This is a genomic window from Mycobacteroides sp. CBMA 271 (genome assembly GCF_009729205.1).
In the GTDB taxonomy this organism is placed as follows: domain Bacteria; phylum Actinomycetota; class Actinomycetes; order Mycobacteriales; family Mycobacteriaceae; genus Mycobacterium.
Genome location: NZ_VTHB01000003.1, coordinates 51,912 through 70,955, shown reverse-complemented (window position 1 = coordinate 70,955; position 19,044 = coordinate 51,912). Strand labels below are relative to the sequence as shown.

The window sequence follows — 19,044 nt, the reverse complement described above, 5'->3', positions numbered from 1 at the left end:
AGGAGGCTAACTCGATCAAGCGATAGATAGGTTCGGCTGCGGTGCAGTCTGCTACCAGATCGCGCCTATTGAGTAATGGCGACTAACGCATATCCCAGGGCTCGCCACAGGTGGTCACGCCGTCGCCCGCGCTACTTATCAATCGCGCGAACGGACGCAAGACACACCGCCAGCCACCCCCGGTCACCGTGCCGTGGGCATTGGCCACAGCAACGGCCCCCTGGCGCCGGCCACCGCGACCGAGAAGGTTGCCGGCTCTTGGATGTCCGCACCCAGTGACCAGGGATAGCCCAATTCCAGGGTGCCCTCAAAGGCATCCGCGTCGGGACCGGTTACCGCGTAGACCGCACGGCCCGAATCGAACCACTCGCGCGTGAGGCGGCTACGGTCCAGCGGAAACATGCCATTCCCGCACGATGGCGCGCCTCGAAAGTCCGCGAGGCCAGCAGGAGACGGGCTATCTGGAAACGTTTGTTATCTAGAGGAGTTCCGCTACTTCATGTCCCAGGTCTCGCCGTAGGTGGTGACGCTGTCACCGGCGGAGCTGATCAATCGGGCGTAGGGACGCAAGAGCACGCCACCGGCCGCGCCGGTCACCGTGCCGTGCGCATTACTCACCGCGACGGCACCCTTGGGGCCCGCAATGGCAACGGAGAAGGTGGCCACTTCCTGAATACCGGGGCCGTTGCCCAGGTCAACGTTGATGCCGGCGCTCGGCAGCAGGTTGGTGGTCTGAATGTACGAGGCTTCCGGGCTACCGCCGAAGGCGTTCGGAATACCGTAGAGAATCGAGGTATTCGGCGTGGTGTAGTTGAAGTTCAGACCCACGCCCAACGACCAGGGGTAACCCACCTGGTAGCCCAGCTCCAGGGTGCCCTCGAAGGCATCCGCACCCGGACCGGTCACCTCATAGACCGCACGGCCCGAATGGAACCACTCACGGGTGAGGCGGTTACGGTCCAGCGGAAACACGCCGTTCAAGAAGGTGTCCCACTCCTGGATCCGCAGCGTCCGCCCCTTGCCGTCGACCAGAGTCATCTCATCGTCCAGCCCAGCATGCGCAGTCGCCGCCGTCGCGAAGAGAGCAACAAGAGTCATGAGCAGGGCGCCAACCGCCAGCACACCGCGGCGGGCCCAGCCCGATACCTTGCCCAACAGCTTCATTCTGTTCCTATCAGTCCCCTCATGGCGAACATGAGAAATTCCTTAGCGACGGACAGATGGACGATATCGGCACGGCGGGGGCGCGGCAATCTGGACGCGAGTTCTGTTCTCACCCGATTCACCCGGTTCCGAGGCGGCCTGTGAGCCGGAAGTTAGCCAAACCCAAGACATCCGTGGGTTAACAATCGGGTGAACGAAGGATTTGCTGGAAAACAGCCGCCGACCCGAGGGGAACCGACACCCCGGATGGGTATCTAGACATTCCGACCTGCCGAATTTACGCGTTCGATATGCGCGAATTCCTTAGCCGTGATGCGGCGGCACGTTATCCCGCAACCACCGATCGCCATCCCGCGAGCCACTGGAATCGTTCATGTCTCGTTCATCTGGGCCCAAAGTTGGCATGGTCTGCCCGAAAATCCGCTCGACATCCGCATTGCTAGCGCTTGTTCCTCCTTCGTCACTTTTGTGGCGAAGGTCACAATCGCGGTCCGAGGGGGTCGGCACTGGTGGGTCAGATCTCCAGGGTGAAGAACTGCTCGACGATATAACTGGCCAGCGGACCGAGGGTGGCCATTCCGTCGCGCACCGCTGCCCGTGAGCCGGCGATGTTGACCACCAAGGTGCTCCCGGAAATCCCTGCGACACCGCGTGACAGTCCAGCCTCGGTCACGCCCGCCGCCAAACCGGACGAGCGCAGCGCCTCGGCGATACCCAGCAATTCGCGATCTAACTGCTCCTGGGTGGCCTCGGGCGTCACGTCCCGCAGCGTGACACCGGTGCCACCGACGGTGAGTACCAGGTCAACACCGCCTTCCACGGCAGTGCTGATGGCGTCCTGAATCTCGTCGGTATCGCACTCGACGGCAATCACACCGTCGACGACAAATCCCGCCTCGGCGAGCAGCTCAGTCACCAATGGGCCGATGGTGTCCTGATCGCCATGAGCGGTCCTGTCATTGACCACGACCACCAACGAGCGCCCCACCGGTCGTGCCTCGATATCTGCCATAGAAGCAACCGTAACGGCTCCCGGGGACATCTGGGTCATCGGGCGACCTCACCCAGCGTCACGTCGACGGTCTTCTCCGCCCCGCCGCTGCCATCGGTATACGTCAGCGTCACCTTGTCGCCCGGGGCCTTAGACCGCACCGCGGCGACGAGCCCATCGGCGCTGTTCACCGGACGGTTGTCCACCTTGGTGACAATGGCCCCATTGGGCACCCCGGCCTTCTCGGCGGCGCCACCGGCGACTACCTCGACGATCCTGGCGCCCTGGATCTCCTTCTCGTTGCCCACCCGGACCCCGAGGGACGCATGAGTGGCATGGCCGTTAGCGATCAGCTGATCGGCGATCCGCTTGGCCTGATCCACCGGGATCGCGAAGCCCAGGCCGATAGATCCGCCCTGCGTCTCGCCGCTGGAATCGCCACCCATGGTGGCGATGGCCGAGTTGATGCCGACCAACTCGCTATTGAGGTTGACCAGAGCACCGCCGGAGTTGCCCGGGTTGATGGCGGCATCGGTCTGGATCGCGTCCAGCACGGTGTCCTGGTTGCCCGCCTGTCCCGCCGTGAAGACCGGACGGTTGAGCGAGCTGACAATGCCGGTGGTGACCGTGCCATCGAGCCCCAGCGGGGAACCGATAGCGACAACCGACTGGCCCACAACCAGATTCGCGGACGATCCGATCGCGATGGGCGTCAGGCCGGAGGCGCCGCCGATTCGCACCACCGCGATATCGGTGCCGGGATCGATCCCCACCACCGTGAAAGGAGAGGTCTTTCCGCCCGTGACGGTGGCCGTGGTCTTAGCGCCTGGCTCGCCCGCCGCCTGGACAACGTGCGCATTGGTGAGGACCAGCCCGTCCGCCGAGAGGATGACCCCCGAACCTTCTTCGCTCGAACGGCCCATGATCGTTTCTAGCTTCACGACACTCGGAAGCACCTTGGCCGCAACCTGTTCCACCGATCCGGCGGGCAGTGCCGAGACCGGCTGGGCCATCGGCGGACGACCCGGGGCGATCGGCGTCAGGCCGGTGCTGCTGCCGGCGACCGCGGGCCCCTTTGTGTGTTGACGGTCGGCGACGACGGCGCCCACCGTGCCGCCCAGACCACCGGAGACCAGAGCCAGGACGGTGGCCCCGATGACGAGCCCGCCGCTACTTCTGCGCGGAGCGTGAGCCTGCTGCTGACGCGGCGGCTGCGGGGCCGGGCGATGCTGATTCGGCTGCTGCCCCGTCGGGTAGCCATAAGACTGTCCCGGATAGTGATGGCCGGACTGGGCGTGGTGCGTCGGCGCCTGGTGCCCTTGTTGTCCGGAGTAGGTACCGGATGGCCGATAGGCCCAGCTGCCGTTGGGGTCGTTGGTCATAGGTACTTCCTCACAGGTCCTTCATAGGCGTTCAAGATCGACTAGCTCGGATGCCACGCTGCCGAAGTGGACTGAGAATCCACTGAGATCTGCCTCTCGTTTGGCGCAGAGTTTCGGCGGGCTGTGCTGTCCCCCAGGCTTCCGGGCCCTCCGGGGCGGCCCGGAAGAAACACGTGCATCGACGTCCCGGGAGCCGGATTACCGTCGATGACGGCCCCGGGCTCTGTTTCCTCGACCTTGATGGCGCCACCATGTTTCAGCACCACTTGTTTCACGATGGCCAACCCCAAACCGGATCCGGGCATTCCCCGCGCCGGGGTGGCGCGATAGAAGCGCTCGAAGACCAGATCGCGTTCGGCGGGCGGAATCCCGGGGCCGCGATCGGAGATCACCAGCTCGGCGTGCGCGGCGTCAACCTGAGCCAGCCGCACCGACACCGTGGCACCCGACGGACTCCACTTCGCGGCATTGTCGAGCAGGTTGAGAACCGCACGCGACAACCCCGCGGCGTCGCCGTACACCTGCCACGGCTGCATGACGACGTCGAATTCAATGTCGTTGCGACGGCGGCGAACTCGTTCCAGAGTGCCCTCCACTACCTCGACCATGTCCACCGGCTCGTGCACAATATCGGAACCGTCGCCGCGCGCCAGGTCCACCAAATCGCCCACTAACGTAGTCAATTCCTCGATCTGCGCGATCACATCACGCTGCAGCGCCTCCATCTCCTCGTCGGGCAACCGCGGGGCGCCCGGCTGCATGGAGGCCATCAGCAGTTCGGTGTTGGTGCGCAGCGAGGTCAGCGGGGTGCGCAGCTCGTGCCCGGCGTCAGTCACCAGCCGCGCCTGGCGGTCTCGCGACTCGGCCAACGCGCGCAGCATCGTGTTGAAACTGATGGTGAGGCGCGCCAATTCGTCGCTGCCGGTGACGGCGATGGGCCGCAGGTCGTCGGTTCGGGCCACCCGCTCGGCGGCGTCAGTGAGCCTGGCCACGGGGCGCAACCCGGTACCTGCCACCACGGCGCCGGCAGCGGCTGCCACCGCAACACCCACGCCGCCGACGATCAGCAGCACCCAGCCGAGCCGCCGCAGCACGGTATCGGTGGGGTCGAGCGATTTGGCCATGATGAGCGTGCTGCCGTTATCGAGCCTAAGGGCGAGCACGCGTTGGTGATTGACGGTGCGCAACGAATGATCCAGCTCGCCGCGGGTGACCGCCTGCTCGGGGGCGCCGTAAGGAATCGTCTGTCCCTGCTGCGTGGCCGAGAACGTGATGAGCCCGGGGAAGATCAGTTTGGCGTTCACATCCGCCGAATATGCGGTGCCCTCAATGGCGCGGCGCGGATCCACCGACAACAATCCACTACCGATCAGCAGGTTGGCTCGATCGTTGAGCTGCTTGTCGACGTCTCGATACAACGCCGTCGACACCAGAAGGTACGAGGCCACCGCCATCAGCACCACGACCATGGCCACCATCGACATGGCCAGCAGCATCACGCGCCAACGCAACGACACCGACGAACTCGTCGCGCGCAGGGGCGAGAATATGGCAGCAGTGGAGCCCCGCATCCGTTGCGGCATTCTCAATGTCGCCATAGGGATTACGGAGGGGTTTCCCGCAACACGTAGCCGACACCGCGCACGGTGTGGATGAGCCGGATCTCTCCGTCGGCTTCGGTCTTGCGTCGCAGGTATCCGACATACACCTCAAGTGCGTTGCCGGAGGTCGGGAAGTCGAATCCCCACACCTCTTCGAGGATGCGGCTACGGGTAAGCACACGGCGCGGGTTGGCCATGAGCATTTCCAGCAGCGCAAACTCGGTACGGGTGAGGCTGATTGACCGGGTGCCGCGGTGCACCTCGCGGGTGACAGGGTCCAGGGTCAGGTCGCCGAAACTCAGCGTGGCCGCATCCGCGTCTTCCTCGGACGTCGTCCGGCGCAGCAGGGCACGCATCCGCGCGAGGAGTTCTTCCAACGCGAAGGGCTTGGGCAGGTAATCGTCGGCGCCCGCATCGAGCCCGGCGACCCGCTCGGAGACCGAGTCGCGGGCGGTCAACACCAGGATCGGCAGATCGTCTCCGGTGCTACGCAAGCGGCGGCACACCTCGAGACCGTCGAGCTTGGGCATCATCACATCGAGGACCAACGCATCGGGCCGGTCGCTGGCGATGGAATTCAGCGCATCGACGCCGTCTTCGGCAAGGTCTACCGAATAGCCGTTGAAGGACAGGGACCGTCGCAACGACTCGCGCACAGCGCGGTCGTCATCGACTACAAGAATTCGCACAGGCACCAGTGTTAACCGTGCGGCTGAGATATTACTGAGGATGCCTGAGATTCAGTCCCGGCGCGTTCAGCGACGGTCGAGGTCAATGAGCCCGAGGCGTGCAGCCTTGAGCAGGCGACGGGGAACCTTGTGGTTCTGTCCGCCGACAGTGACGTTGACCAGCTCAGTAGCGGTCGCCTTCCACTGTGCGCGCCGGCTACGGGTGTTCGAGCGGGACATTCTCCGCTTGGGGACGGCCATGGTTGAGCCCTCTCCTTAATTCTCAGGTTTCTGTGTGATTCGCTCGCGCCGCGCCAACATCTTGTAGCGCAGCCAGCGACAATCAACACACGATAGCCGGTAGCCGTCATGAGCTGCAAATTCGCTCCCCTACCCACCGTGTGATCAGGCCTGGAAGACCTGTTTGTCTTCCGAGCGCGTCGCCCGCCGGCCGTATCAAGCCAAGAGATCGGATCGGTGCTGGTGCCGAAAACTCCCGACGGCGGCCGTTCGTAGAACCGTTCGGTGACGTGCGACATCCCGCTCTCCTCGACGTCTGAACTGGCGAATTAGGCCCGAAATCGCCGGTCAATAGCTCGGCCAACCACTTGGTTGGACCCCTTGGTTGACGTTTCCGACGGTGGGGTAACTTAACAGCGCACGAGCGCCATGGTGGCCTGTGTCACTGGGCGCGGCATTCCTATAAAGGACATCCCGAAAGGAAGAGCTCGGTGACTGCTCCGGTTCGGATCGGCAATTGTTCGGGTTTCTACGGAGACCGAATGTCAGCCATGCACGAGATGCTCACCGGGGGTGAACTCGACTATCTGACCGGCGACTACTTGGCCGAACTGACGATGCTCATCCTCGGTCGCGACCGCGCCAAAGCCCCCGAGCGCGGCTACGCCAAGACCTTCCTGCGCCAGCTCGAACAATGCCTGGGCCTGGCCCAGGACAAGGGCGTCACGATCGTCTCCAACGCCGGCGGGCTCAACCCGGCCGGCCTGGCCGATGCCATCCGCACGCTCGCCGAGAAACTGGGCATCGCGACCAATGTCGCCCATGTCGAGGGTGACGACCTGTTGCCCCGCGCGACCGAGCTCGGACTGGGATCGCCGTTGACCGCCAATGCCTACCTCGGCGCTTGGGGCATCGTGGAGTGCATTAACTCCGGGGCCAACGTCGTGGTCACCGGCCGGGTCACCGATGCGTCGGTGATCGTCGGTCCCGCGGCCGCACACTTCGGCTGGCGCCGAGACGACTACGACAAACTGGCCGGCGCGGTAGCGGCCGGGCACATCATCGAGTGCGGCACCCAGGCCACCGGCGGCAACTACGCCTTCTTCACCGAAATCCCCGACCTCTCGCATGCCGGGTTCCCGCTGGCCGAGGTGTACCAGGACGGATCCTCGGTGATCACCAAGCACGCAGGCACCGGCGGCGCGGTCAGCGTGGGCACCGTCACCGCCCAGCTGCTCTACGAAATCACCGGAGCGCGGTACGCCAACCCGGACGTCACCACCCGCTTGGATACCCTGCAGTTGGAGGCTGACGGCCCCGACCGGGTGCGCGTCTCGGGTGTGACCGGCGAGGCACCGCCTCCGGATCTGAAGGTGTCACTGAATGCGCTGGGCGGCTTCCGCAATCAGATGACCTTCGTACTCACCGGTCTCGATATCGACGCTAAAGCGGATCTGACCCGCAAGCAGCTTGAGGCCGAGATGCCGGTGGCGCCCGAGGACACCCAGTGGACCCTGGCCCGCACCGACCACCCCAACGCCGACACCGAGCAGGCCGCCAGCGCGCTGCTGCACGTGATGGTGCGCGACTCCGATCCCAACAAGGTCGGTCGGCAGTTCTCTAACGCGGCAGTGGAGTTGGCACTGGCGAGCTACCCCGGATTCCATGTGACATCACGCCCCGCCGAGGCCGAACCGTACGGCGTCTTCACGCCGGGATATGTTCCCGCGGAAAAGGTTCCGCATGTGGCGGTGCTTGCGGATGGCACCCGGGTCGATATCGCGCAAGCCTCCCAGACGCAGCCGCTTGCCGACGCACCGGCGGCCGCCCTGCCCGAGCCCCTGCCCGCCGGACCCACGCGACGCGTCCCCCTCGGCGTCCTCGCCGGCGCCCGCAGCGGCGACAAGGGCGGCAGTGCCAACGTCGGCGCGTGGGTACGCACCGACGAGGAATACCGCTGGCTTGCGCACGCTTTGACGGTCGATGCGCTACGGGAACTACTCCCGGAAACCGAGCATCTGGAGGTAGCCCGCTACCTGCTACCCAAGCTGCGTGCAGTGAACTTCGTCATCCAAGGCATCCTCGGCAAGGGTGTCGCGTATCAAGCACGATTCGACCCTCAGGCCAAGGGCATTGGCGAATGGCTGCGTTCCCGCGAGATCGAGATCCCCGAATCCCTCCTGGAGAAAATACAGTGACCGAATGGAACACCCCGGAGCGCCAGGCGCTTCGGGAGACGGTGCGTGACTTCGCCGAGCGCGAGATCCTTCCACATGTCAACGAGTGGGAGCGCGAAGGGCTGTTGCCTCGCGAATTGCACCGCAAGGCGGGCGATCTGGGCCTACTCGGGCCGGCCTCATCGGAAGATGTTGGCGGCGGCGGCGGAGATGCCATAGATACGGTGATTGTGTGCGAGGAGCTGCACTACGCGGGTGTGCCCGGCGGTGTATTCGCGTCGCTGTTCACCTGCGGGATCTCCACGCCGCACATGATCGCCTCCGGCGATCAACGGCTTATCGACACTTACGTGAAGCCCACCCTGCGTGGGGATCTCATCGGCTCACTGGCCATCACCGAACCCGGCGGCGGATCCGATGTGGGACACCTGACCACGTCTGCCAAGCGGGACGGTGACCACTACATCGTCAACGGCGCCAAAACCTTCATCACCTCCGGCGTGCGCGCCGACTATGTGGTGACCGCGGTACGCACCGGCGGAGCGGGCGCGTCCGGGGTTTCACTGCTGCTGATCGACAAGGACACACCGGGATTCGAGGTGGCCCGCAAGCTCGATAAAATGGGGTGGCGCTCCTCGGATACCGCCGAGCTGGCCTTCACCGATGCGCGCGTTCCCGCCGAGAACCTGGTTGGCGGCGAGAACACCGGCTTCGCGCAGATCGCCGGGGCATTCGTTTCCGAGCGTATCGGGCTTGCTGCACAGGCATATTCGAGTGCACAGCGGTGCCTGGACCTGACGGTCGAGTGGTGCCGGAATCGGGAGACCTTCGGACGTCCGCTCATCTCCCGCCAGTCGGTGCAGAACACGCTCGCCGAGATGGCCCGCCGGGTCGATATCGCCCGGGTCTACACGCACGCGTTGGTTGATCGCGCGCTTGCTGGCGAGACCAACTTGATCGCCGAGGTGTGCTTCGCCAAGAACACCGCCGTCGAATCCGGTGAATGGGTGGCCAATCAGGGCGTCCAATTGTTCGGTGGCATGGGATACATGACCGAGAGTGAGATCGAACGCCAGTATCGCGATATGCGCATTATCGGCATCGGCGGCGGCACTACCGAAATCCTCACCTCGCTGGCCGCGAAGCTCCTGGGGTACCAGGCATGACCACTCTCCGCACCGCCGTCAACACCAACTCCCCCGAATATGTCGCCGCGGCCGAGGCCATGACGACCAAGCTGGCTGAAGTCAATGCCGAAACCGCCAAGGCAATCGCCGGTGGCGGCGACAAATACGTTGCCCGCCACCATGAACGCGGCAAGCTGCTGGCGCGTGAGCGCATCGAGCTTCTCCTGGACGCCGACGCACCCTTTCTAGAACTATGCCCGTTGGCGGCCTGGGGCAGCGACTTCACCGTCGGCGCCTCGCTGGTCACCGGCATCGGCGTGGTGGAGGGCGTCGAGTGCATGATCGTAGCCAACGATCCCACCGTAAAGGGCGGCACCAGTAACCCCTGGACGCTGCGTAAGGTGCTGCGGGCCAACAATATTGCTTTCCAGAACCGCCTGCCGGTGATCTCGCTGGTGGAGTCCGGCGGCGCCGACCTACCCACCCAGAAAGAAGTGTTTGTCCCTGGCGGGCAGATGTTCCGCGACCTCACCCGGCTCTCGGCCGCGGGCATCCCGACGATCGCCCTGGTTTTCGGCAACTCCACCGCCGGCGGCGCCTACATCCCCGGCATGTCGGACCACGTGGTGATGATCAAGGAACGCTCCAAGGTGTTCTTGGCCGGACCCCCACTGGTCAAGATGGCCACCGGCGAAGAGTCCGACGACGAATCGCTGGGCGGTGCCGAAATGCACTCCCGTATTTCAGGTTTGGGCGACTACCTGGCAGTTGACGAACAGGACGCCGTGCGCCTCGGCAGGCAGATCGTCTCGCGCCTGAACTGGGTCAAGAAGGGCCCCACGCCGGCGGCAGTGGTCGAGCCGATCGCCGATCAGGCCGAGCTGCTCGGCATCGTTCCCGGAGATCTGCGCATCCCGTTCGATCCGCGCGAGATCATCGCCCGCATCGTTGACGGCTCAGAATTCGACGAATTCAAGGAACAGTACGGGTCCTCGCTGGTGACCGGCTGGGCACGGCTACACGGATACCCCATCGGCATCCTCGCCAATGCGCGCGGCGTGCTGTTCAGTGAGGAATCACAGAAGGCCACCCAGTTCATCCAACTGGCCAACCAGACCAACACTCCACTTCTGTTCGTACACAACACCACCGGATATATGGTGGGCAAGGAGTACGAAGAGGGTGGCATGATCAAGCACGGCTCCATGATGATCAACGCCGTATCCAACTCGACGGTGCCGCACCTGTCACTGATCGTCGGCGCCTCCTACGGTGCCGGCCACTACGGCATGTGCGGCCGCGCCTACGACCCACGCTTCCTGTTCGCGTGGCCCAGCGCCAAATCGGCGGTGATGGGCGGCACCCAGCTCGCGGGCGTGATCTCCATCGTGAGCCGTGCCGCCGCGGCAGCACGCGGACAAGAGGTCGATGACGCGGCCGATTCTGCAATGAAGGCGGCCATCGAGGCCCAGATCGAAGCCGAGTCGCTGCCAATGTTCATGTCCGGGCGCCTGTATGACGACGGGGTCATCGACCCCCGGGACACCCGCGCCGTGCTCGGTATGTGCTTGTCCGCCATCGCTAATGGGCCGATTGAGGGGACGTCAAACTTCGGCGTCTTCCGGATGTGATTGTGATGAGCACTTGCGCGAAGAATCGAAAGCACAGGGGAACCTCCATATGACTATCACCTCCGTTTTAGTTGCCAACCGCGGCGAGATCGCCCGCCGAGTCTTCGCCACCTGCCGCAAGCTCGGTCTGGGCACAGTCGCCGTCTATTCGGACGCCGATGCCGATAGCCCACACGTGTCCGAAGCCGACGCCGCGGTCCACTTGCCCGGTACCTCCAGTGCCGAGACCTATCTGCGCGGTGAGCTGATCATCGCCGCCGCCAAGGCCACCGGTGCCGACGCCATCCACCCGGGGTACGGATTCCTCTCCGAGAATGCCGATTTCGCTCGCGCGGTGGCCGATGCCGGCCTCGCTTGGATCGGTCCGCCCGTTGCGGCCATCGAGTCGATGGGTTCCAAGATCGAGTCCAAGAAACTCATGGATTCGGCCGGTGTGCCGGTGCTAGGACAGCTCGATCCCGATACCGTGACCGCCGACCAGCTGCCAGTGCTCGTCAAGGCTTCCGCCGGCGGCGGCGGTCGCGGCATGCGGATCGTCAACAACCTCGACTCCCTGCCTGCCGAAATCGCTGCGGCACAACGCGAAGCGGAGTCCGCCTTCGGCGATCCAACCGTCTTCTGCGAACGCTACCTCGGCACCGGCCGTCACATCGAGGTACAGGTGATGGCCGATACCCACGGCACGGTGTGGGCCATCGGTGAGCGCGAATGCTCCATCCAGCGCCGGCACCAAAAGGTCATCGAAGAGGCGCCCTCCCCGCTGGTAGCCCGAGTCGACGGGATGCGCGAGCGCCTGTTTGAGGCATCACGTACCGCCGCGGAGGCCATCGGATACGTCGGTGCCGGAACCATGGAATTCCTGGCCACCGAGGACGGCGAGTTCTTCTTCCTGGAGATGAACACCCGCCTTCAAGTGGAGCACCCCGTCACCGAATGCACTACCGGACTTGATCTGGTGGCATTGCAGATACAGGTGGCCGACGGGGGCGAGCTTCCCGCCGAACCTCCTGTCATTCACGGGCATTCCATCGAAGCGCGGCTGTACGCAGAGAACCCCGCCGCGGGCTGGCAGCCACAGAGCGGAACCGTGCACCGTTTCGCCGTTCCCGGCGCCAGCGCCCAGTTCCACGTGCCGGGGCATCCGGGGCGCAACGGGGTTCGGCTGGACTCTACGATCGTCGATGGCAGCGCAGTCTCAGTGCACTATGACCCGATGCTCGCCAAGGTCATCACCGTGGCACCGACCCGCACCGAAGCCGCACGGCTACTGGCGTCCACATTGGAACGCACCCGGCTACACGGCCTGACCACCAACCGCGATCTACTGGTCAACGTGCTACGCCACCAGGCGTTCCTCGACGGCGACACCGATACCTCGTTCCTGGACAAGCATGGGCTTGACGTCCTTGCCAGGCCGCTGGCCGACGAAGCAGCACAACGGTATTCGGCACTGGCTGCCGCATTGGCTGACGCCGCCGCCAACCGCTCGGCCGCCACCGTGTGCGCGGGTCTACCCAGCGGATGGCGGAACCTGGCTTCCGGCTACCAGACCAAGGAGTTCCTGGCGGGCGACAGCACGATAAGCGTCCGGTATCGGCTGACCCGCAGCGGTCTGGAACTCGACGGCGATTGGCCGGAGATCCAACTGGTCTCGGCCACACCCGATCATGTGGCACTCGTCCTGGATGGCGTCCGTCGCGGATTCGACGTGGCCCGCTATGGGGCAACTGTCGACATCGATTCACCGCTCGGTCCGGTGGCGCTCACCGTGGCGCCCCGGTTCACCGATCCCAGCACCGAGGTGGCCGCAGGCTCACTGATCGCACCCATGCCGGGGGTGGTGCTGCGCGTCGGCGCCGCTGTCGGAGACACCGTCACCGCAGGCACGCCGATCGTCTGGCTGGAGGCGATGAAGATGGAGCACACCATCGTCGCCCCCGCCGACGGTGTCATCGAAATCCTGAATGTCGAACCGGGACAACAAGTCGAACTCGGCACCGTACTCGCCCAGCTGGCCACCGAGGCCAACACAGAAGGAGAGCCAGCATGACCTCAACCAACCCGTACGTCGAGTCCGACGAGCGCAAGGCGCTGCGTCAGGCCGTCGCCTCCCTCGTCGGCAACTACGGTCACCAGTACTACCTAGAGAAGTCCAAGACACACGCCCCCCTGACCGAATTATGGGATGAGGCAGGCAAGCTCGGCTTCCTCGGAGTCAACATCCCCGAGGAGTACGGCGGCGGCGGTGCCGGCATGTACGAGCTCGGCCTCGTCTTCGAGGAGCTATCCGCGGCCGGTTGTCCGCTACTGATGATGGTGGTCTCCCCCGCCATCAATGCCACCATCATCGCCCGCTACGGCACCGACGAGCAGAAGAAGACCTGGCTGCCGTCGATGGCCGATGGCAGCTTCACCATGGCGTTTGCCATCACCGAGCCTGACGCCGGCTCCAACTCGCACAACATCACCACCACCGCCAAGCGCGACGGTGGTGACTGGATCCTCAATGGGCGCAAGGTCTTCATCTCGGGCGTCGACCAGGCCAACGCCGTGCTGGTGGTTGCCCGCACCGAAGAGGCCAAGACCGGCAAGCTCAAGCCCGCGCTGTTCGTGGTACCTACCAACACCAAGGGTTTCGAGTACACGCCCATCGATATGGAGCTCACGCTGCCCGAGCGGCAGTTCCAGGTGTTCCTCGACGATGTGCGCGTGCCGGGTAACGCCCTCGTGGGCTCCGAGGATGCCGCGCTCATGCAGCTGTTCGCCGGTTTGAACCCGGAACGAATCATGGGTGCCGCCAGCGGAGTTGGCCTTACGCGGCTCGCGCTGAACAAAGCCACCGAGTATGTGAAGACCCGCCAGGTGTGGAAGACGCCGATCGGTGCGCACCAGGCCATCGCGCACCCGCTGGCCGAGATTAAGGTCGAGCTGGAGCTGGCCAAGCTGATGATGCAGAAGGCCGCCACCCTGTACGACTGCGGTGACGACTGGGGCGCCGCGGAGGCCGCCAACATGGCCAAGTACGCCGCCGCCGAGGTGGCCTGCCGCGCTGCCGACCGCGCCGTACAGTCCCTGGGCGGCAACGGATTGACCTCCGAGTACGCGGTGGCGCCGCTGTTGAACTTGTCGCGCTTCGGACGTATCGCCCCGGTTAGCCGGGAGATGATCCTCAACTTCGTCGCGCAGACATCGCTCAGCCTGCCCCGCTCGTACTAAGGAGAAACCAATGAGCGAAACATTGCTTGTCCACTACGAGGTGGAGGGCCGCGCCGCCCGACTAACGCTCGACTCGCCGCACAACCGCAACGCGTTGTCCACCGGATTGATAGCGCAACTGAAGGACGGACTTCAGCGCGCCGCGGCCGACAAGACGGTCCGTGCCGTGGTGCTGACCCACACCGGCAATACCTTCTGTGCGGGTGCTGATCTGTCTGAGGCATCCGAAGGTTCGCCGCAAGACACCGCCAAGGATCGGGCCGGTCAGCTCACTGCACTGCTCCGGGACATCCTGGAGCTGCCGCTGCCCGTCATCATCGCCGTCAACGGCCATGTGCGCGCCGGCGGCTTCGGTCTGGTGGGCGCCGCCGATATCGCGGTCGCTGGACCCGACAGCACCTTCGCCCTCACCGAGGCGCGCATCGGTGTGGCGCCGTCGATCATCTCGTTGACGCTGCTGCCCCGCCTCACGGGCCGGGCGGCCGCACGCTACTTCGTCACCGGTGAGAAATTCGATGCGCGGGTAGCCGCCGAGATCGGCTTGGTGACCAAATCCGTCGACAGCCCGGAGGCCGTCGAGGCCGCGGTCACCTCGTTGGTGGACGATATTGCACTGGGTTCGCCGCAGGGGCTGGCCGAATCGAAGAAGCTCACCGCCGCGCCGATACTCGCCGATTTCGATGCGCGCGCCAACGAGTTGACGGAAACCTCGGCGCGGTTGTTCGTGTCCCCGGAGGCGCAGGAGGGCATGTTGGCGTTCCTACAGAAGCGTCCGCCCGCCTGGCAGGTGTGAACCACACACCACTACGGCTGTAGTGCGCCGAGCAACACTAATGAACCGCGTGCCTTTAAGCGCAGTTCGTCGTAGGCTCGGCGGTGATGAGCAACCTCCCTGAGCGGGCTACCGCATCGATGCGGGCCGCAGACGCCGATCGCATGCGCGTCGCGCAGTTGTTGTCCGATGCCGCCGCGCAGGGCCGCCTGCAGCTCTCCGAGTTCGAGGAGCGCCTCACCAAGGTGTACTCGGCAAACACATATGGCGAACTCGATCAGCTGAGCGCCGACCTCCCCGCCGTCTCGACCACGCAGGTCCGCGGACATGCCAACAAGCCAGCGCCTTCGACGTTCCTGATGGCGATCATGAGCGGCTTCGAGCGTCGTGGCCGCTGGAACGTTCCGGGCAAGCTCACCTCATTTGCGCTGTGGGGCGGCGGCGTACTGGACCTGCGGTACGCGGACTTCACCTCCAATGAGGTCGAGATCCGTTCCTTCTCCATCATGGGCGGGCAGACGATCCTGTTGCCGCCGGAGGTCAACGTTGACGTCAAGGGCGTCGCGGTGATGGGTGGCTTCGATCACTCCGCCAGTGGCCAAGGCGTGCAAGGTGCCCCGCATGTGACGGTCAAGGGTTTCTCGCTGTGGGGTGGCGTGAACGTCAAGCGCAAGCGGCGCAAGCGACGCCAGTCGCTGGAAGAGCGTTAACAAGGTTCAGAGCGCCACAGCGCCACAGCGCCCTTACGACCTCGCGGCGCCGGTCGATATCGAGCTCGGCCGCAAGGGCGGCATCGATATCGTCCACGGTGAACTCCCCTGTGAGCGCGAGCAGTTGGTCAAGGTTGATGACGCCGCCGAACGCGATATCCCGCCCGCGAGCCACCAGATGGGTGCGTCCTGCGCCCGTCACGGATTCCACCACTTCCGGGTAGGCCCATCCGAACGCGGCATCTACCTGAGGCTCGCACGTGCGCAGGGCAGCGACCTTCGGTGGGCGTAGGTACCCGGCGGTGCGTTGTTTGGCCGCCGTCAGATCCATGGTGGCCTCTAGTCCGGACGCTGCCTCGGGGTCGCGGAGTGTTTCCGTCACCAGCCGACGAACATCGTCGAAGCTGGACTGCTCGCCCGCGGCATCGAGCCGTGCACCGAAGTGGCCGATCATCAAGTCGGCAAAAGATTTCCGGACGTCCGTCGGAAAGAGCGTGACGCCCAGGAACACTGAGGGTCCCGTGTTGCGAAACAGGTGGAAGCGGCCCCGAGGAATACATACGAAATCGCCCGGCCGGAGGGTAAACCGGCTCGCCTCGGGAAGCAGCCGTTCAAAGTCGAAGGAGACCCGGCCCAGCGACGGGTTCTCGAAGAGCTGGTGTGGGTCGATTCCATCGGTGGGCCACACCCAGAGTTCCTTCACGCCCGGGCCGAGGTGGAAAATCAGTGACGGCTCGTCATCCTTGTGGATGCCGAACGGTGTCCATTCCACATCGGCGATGAAGGTGTAGATGTCGGCGCCGGACACCAGATCTCGGCCTGGAACAAGGCTGCGCACCACCGACTGAGCCAGTGCGCCAAGACCAAGGTCCCACGAGGAGACGTCGTTGATGGCCACGCACGCGGGACGCCGGTCGGCGTTATCGGAGAGCCACTCGGTCAACACCTGTCCGGCACGCGGCGCGGTACGCGAGAGTCGCTCGGTGAGCTTGAAATCAAACTCGCTGCCCCGGAATCCACGCAGCCGCAGTCCTTTTCCATGCGCACCCGTCGCTGCGGCAACCGCCGCGGTTATCTTGCCGACGATCGCATCCGAGTCGGGAATGAGCCCGGGGATAAAGACCGTCTCCTTGTAGTGAGGGGCCCGATCCGCGACAAACTGCCGCCATCGGGGATCATCGATGAACACCGCTTCGCCTCCTTGCGTGCGTCCGGGCGTGCGCGGACGGTGAGTCATTCGCGCACGCCCGGCACCCACTCTTAGTGGCTGGCAACCATTTCCGTCGCAGAGACGATCTCGTCATCCTCAACAACGATCTCAACAGCGATATCGCGCATGGTGATTCCTTTCACTTTGGCGGTCAGGAACACCGTGGTGACATCCGTCGCATGGCGCCACCGCGGTGGACGCACGCCCAACCCGCGGACGCCGTCACTACATCAGTCGCACGCTGATGACCAAAAGTTCCCGCGGCGCCTTCTGCCGAGCGGGAATTCACACCGCCGTAAGTTCCCACGCTCCCGTGCCCGTCAGCTCCAACCGCGACTGGTGGTGGCGATCGATAGTTGACCTATGCCCCACACTGACCACCACGCAGTCCGGTAACCGCTCCCGCACCAGCGCATACATCGCGTCCTCCAGCCCCTCGTCCAATGCGGAGGACGACTCGTCGAGGAACACAACGCGCGGACGCACCAACAGCACCCGTGCGAAGGACACGCGCTGCTGCTCGCCGAGCGAGAGCACGGCAGCCCAGTCGGCTTCCTCGTCCAATCGCCCGGTCAGGTGCCCCAGGGAGACGTCACGCAGCGCATCATTTAGTTCCCGATCCGGAACTTCATCCACCGGGAGCGGATACACGACCGTCTCGCGCAGATTGCCCAGCGGCAGGTACGGCAACTGGGGCAGGAACAGGGTGTTCCACCCGCCGGGGCGCGCCACCACACCCGAGGTCTGTGGCCACAGCTGCGCCAGGCTACGCAGCAGGGTGGTCTTCCCGCATCCAGACGGCCCCTTCACCACGACGCTGCCACCCGGGGTGAGCACCAGGTTCAGTCCAGTGATCATGCTCTGCCCCTGTAGGTCTCGCACATCCACATCGGCAAGCCTCAGCGCGTCGTCGGCGTCCGTCGCATCGATGCGCGGCAGCTCGCGCGCCTGCCGGTCGCTGTCCAGCATCTGATCGATACGCAGCAGAGCGGCGCGGTAGACGGTGAATTCGTCATAGCTGTCCCTGAAGAAGGACATTGCGCCGCAGACATTTCCGAAGGCGGCGACGGTCTGCAAGAGGTCACCGACCTTAATCTGGCCGGTGAAGAATCGCGGCGCCTGCACCAGGTACGGAATCATGCCAGTGGTCACATCACCGATGCCGCGATTCCAGCCGTTGAGACGCAACTGCGCGTACACGATGCGCCACATGTTGGCGATGATCTCATCGAACCGCGAATGCAGCAGTCGCCGTTCACGTTCGCCGCCTCGGTAGAAGGCCACGCGCTCCGCGCTGTCGCGCAGCCGCACAAGTGCGTACCGAAAACTCGCGCCGAACCGTTCATTCAAGAAGTTCAACCGGATGAGAGGGCGGCCGATCCAAAACGCGATGAGGGTCACCGTGATGGAGAACACGAACGAGATGAAGACCATGGCTCGCGGGATCTCGAAGCCCCACAACTGCAGCGGACCCGAAAGCTGCCACAGCACGCCGGTGAACATGATGATCAGCAGCGTCTTGTTCACAGCACCGAGGGTCAGATCCACGGACTTGGTGGTGTGGGTCTCGATGTCATTCTGGATTCGCTGGTCGGGGTTTTCTACCGGAACATCCAGGAAACGGTTGCGGTAGAACGCATCCTTGCTCATCCAGTCGTCGACGAGGCGCGTGTTAAGCCATACCCGCCACCGAATGGCGAACACCCTGCGCAGGAAGAAGTCCACCACGGTGTACGTCACGGTGAGTACCACGAGGATGCCGCTGATCGCGAACGAGGTGAAGAACGCCTGACGCGCATCCCCAAGCAGCGCCGAGTCGTGGGTGACCAGGGCCTCCGAGCCGACCTGCAGCGCGTTCATCAGGTCCTTGTACTGGTACGTGAAGATCACCGTCACGCGAGCCATGTACACGGTGTGCCACATCATGAACGCCAGCAATGCCCAGGTGCGCCAACTGTCACGGCCCCAGAAGAAGGGTGCGTTGACTCGCCAGAACTGTTGTCCCCATTGGGTGAAACGGGTGATAGCGAAGGCCACCGCAACGAACACCACCATGGTGATGGCCCACGCCTGCAGCGTCCACACCAGCGAGCGCAATGGCTCGCCCGGCCAATCCAAACTGGGCTGAACCATCGCTCCCCCTTTCGGGCCGACT

At 64.5% G+C, this 19,044-nt stretch carries 18 protein-coding genes; 7 read left to right on the top strand and 11 right to left on the bottom strand.

Annotated features, from left to right (window positions below; translation table 11 throughout):
• Window positions 1-183: 183 nt before the first annotated feature.
• The 8 genes from FZI91_RS08970 to rpmF all read right to left on the bottom strand — a co-directional run bounded on the left by FZI91_RS08970 (window position 184) and on the right by rpmF (window position 6,067).
• Window positions 184-402: an MspA family porin gene (locus FZI91_RS08970; protein ID WP_375234328.1), complete on the bottom strand. Its 219-nt coding sequence runs from the start codon at window positions 400-402 to the stop codon at window positions 184-186.
• 90 nt (window positions 403-492) lie between these two features.
• On the bottom strand, window positions 493-1,098 hold the full coding sequence (locus FZI91_RS08965; protein WP_375234330.1) for an MspA family porin: 606 nt from the start codon (window positions 1,096-1,098) through the stop codon (window positions 493-495).
• Between the two features lie 369 nt (window positions 1,099-1,467).
• On the bottom strand, window positions 1,468-1,671 hold the full coding sequence (locus FZI91_RS23940) for a hypothetical protein (RefSeq protein ID WP_166548243.1): 204 nt from the start codon (window positions 1,669-1,671) through the stop codon (window positions 1,468-1,470).
• A gap of 7 nt (window positions 1,672-1,678) precedes the next feature.
• A complete protein-coding gene (locus tag FZI91_RS08960; protein ID WP_162525441.1) occupies window positions 1,679-2,176 on the bottom strand; it encodes a molybdenum cofactor biosynthesis protein B in 498 nt (165 codons plus the stop codon).
• A 35-nt stretch (window positions 2,177-2,211) separates the two neighbouring features.
• A complete protein-coding gene (locus FZI91_RS08955; protein ID WP_155938693.1) occupies window positions 2,212-3,537 on the bottom strand; it encodes a S1C family serine protease in 1,326 nt (441 codons plus the stop codon).
• Window positions 3,538-3,578: 41 nt separating this feature from the next.
• Entirely contained in the window at window positions 3,579-5,108 is a 1,530-nt protein-coding gene (locus FZI91_RS08950) for a HAMP domain-containing sensor histidine kinase (protein WP_162525481.1), read from the bottom strand.
• Window positions 5,109-5,140: 32 nt separating this feature from the next.
• On the bottom strand, window positions 5,141-5,827 hold the full coding sequence (locus tag FZI91_RS08945) for a response regulator transcription factor (RefSeq protein WP_162525440.1): 687 nt from the start codon (window positions 5,825-5,827) through the stop codon (window positions 5,141-5,143).
• A gap of 66 nt (window positions 5,828-5,893) precedes the next feature.
• Window positions 5,894-6,067, bottom strand: coding sequence for a 50S ribosomal protein L32 (gene rpmF, locus FZI91_RS08940; protein ID WP_070936410.1), 174 nt, complete (start codon window positions 6,065-6,067; stop codon window positions 5,894-5,896).
• 470 nt (window positions 6,068-6,537) lie between these two features.
• Between rpmF and FZI91_RS08935 the strand changes: the two genes are divergently transcribed.
• The 7 genes from FZI91_RS08935 (at window position 6,538) to FZI91_RS08905 (ending at window position 15,679) form a co-directional block, all read left to right on the top strand.
• Entirely contained in the window at window positions 6,538-8,244 is a 1,707-nt protein-coding gene (locus FZI91_RS08935) for an acyclic terpene utilization AtuA family protein (RefSeq protein ID WP_162525439.1), read from the top strand.
• A complete protein-coding gene (locus FZI91_RS08930; RefSeq protein WP_162525438.1) occupies window positions 8,241-9,389 on the top strand; it encodes an acyl-CoA dehydrogenase family protein in 1,149 nt (382 codons plus the stop codon). The genes FZI91_RS08935 and FZI91_RS08930 overlap by 4 nt, the downstream gene beginning before the upstream one ends.
• On the top strand, window positions 9,386-10,981 hold the full coding sequence (locus tag FZI91_RS08925) for an acyl-CoA carboxylase subunit beta (RefSeq protein WP_155938689.1): 1,596 nt from the start codon (window positions 9,386-9,388) through the stop codon (window positions 10,979-10,981). The genes FZI91_RS08930 and FZI91_RS08925 overlap by 4 nt, the downstream gene beginning before the upstream one ends.
• Window positions 10,982-11,030: 49 nt before the next feature.
• Window positions 11,031-13,031 carry a biotin carboxylase N-terminal domain-containing protein gene (locus FZI91_RS08920; protein WP_155938688.1) on the top strand — a complete coding sequence of 667 codons (2,001 nt, stop codon included), beginning with the start codon at window positions 11,031-11,033 and terminating at the stop codon, window positions 13,029-13,031.
• On the top strand, window positions 13,028-14,197 hold the full coding sequence (locus tag FZI91_RS08915) for an acyl-CoA dehydrogenase family protein (RefSeq protein ID WP_155938687.1): 1,170 nt from the start codon (window positions 13,028-13,030) through the stop codon (window positions 14,195-14,197). Before FZI91_RS08920 ends, FZI91_RS08915 begins: the two co-directional genes overlap by 4 nt.
• 10 nt (window positions 14,198-14,207) lie before the next feature.
• Complete coding sequence (locus FZI91_RS08910; RefSeq protein WP_155938686.1) at window positions 14,208-14,990, top strand: enoyl-CoA hydratase family protein; 783 nt, start codon at window positions 14,208-14,210, stop codon at window positions 14,988-14,990.
• 86 nt (window positions 14,991-15,076) lie between these two features.
• Window positions 15,077-15,679, top strand: a complete 603-nt coding sequence (locus tag FZI91_RS08905) for a DUF1707 domain-containing protein (protein ID WP_155938685.1) — start codon at window positions 15,077-15,079, stop codon at window positions 15,677-15,679.
• On the opposite strand, the gene FZI91_RS08900 is transcribed toward FZI91_RS08905, so the two are convergent.
• The 3 genes from FZI91_RS08900 to FZI91_RS08890 form a co-directional block, all read right to left on the bottom strand.
• Window positions 15,633-16,868 carry a hypothetical protein gene (locus tag FZI91_RS08900; protein ID WP_162525480.1) on the bottom strand — a complete coding sequence of 412 codons (1,236 nt, stop codon included), beginning with the start codon at window positions 16,866-16,868 and terminating at the stop codon, window positions 15,633-15,635. The genes FZI91_RS08905 and FZI91_RS08900 overlap by 47 nt on opposite strands.
• Window positions 16,869-16,939: 71 nt before the next feature.
• Window positions 16,940-17,092 (bottom strand): hypothetical protein, encoded by a 153-nt coding sequence (locus FZI91_RS23805; RefSeq protein ID WP_155938683.1) that lies wholly within the window; start codon window positions 17,090-17,092, stop codon window positions 16,940-16,942.
• Between the two features lie 82 nt (window positions 17,093-17,174).
• Window positions 17,175-19,022 carry an ABC transporter ATP-binding protein/permease gene (locus tag FZI91_RS08890; RefSeq protein ID WP_155938682.1) on the bottom strand — a complete coding sequence of 616 codons (1,848 nt, stop codon included), beginning with the start codon at window positions 19,020-19,022 and terminating at the stop codon, window positions 17,175-17,177.
• Between the last annotated feature and the right edge of the window lie 22 nt (window positions 19,023-19,044).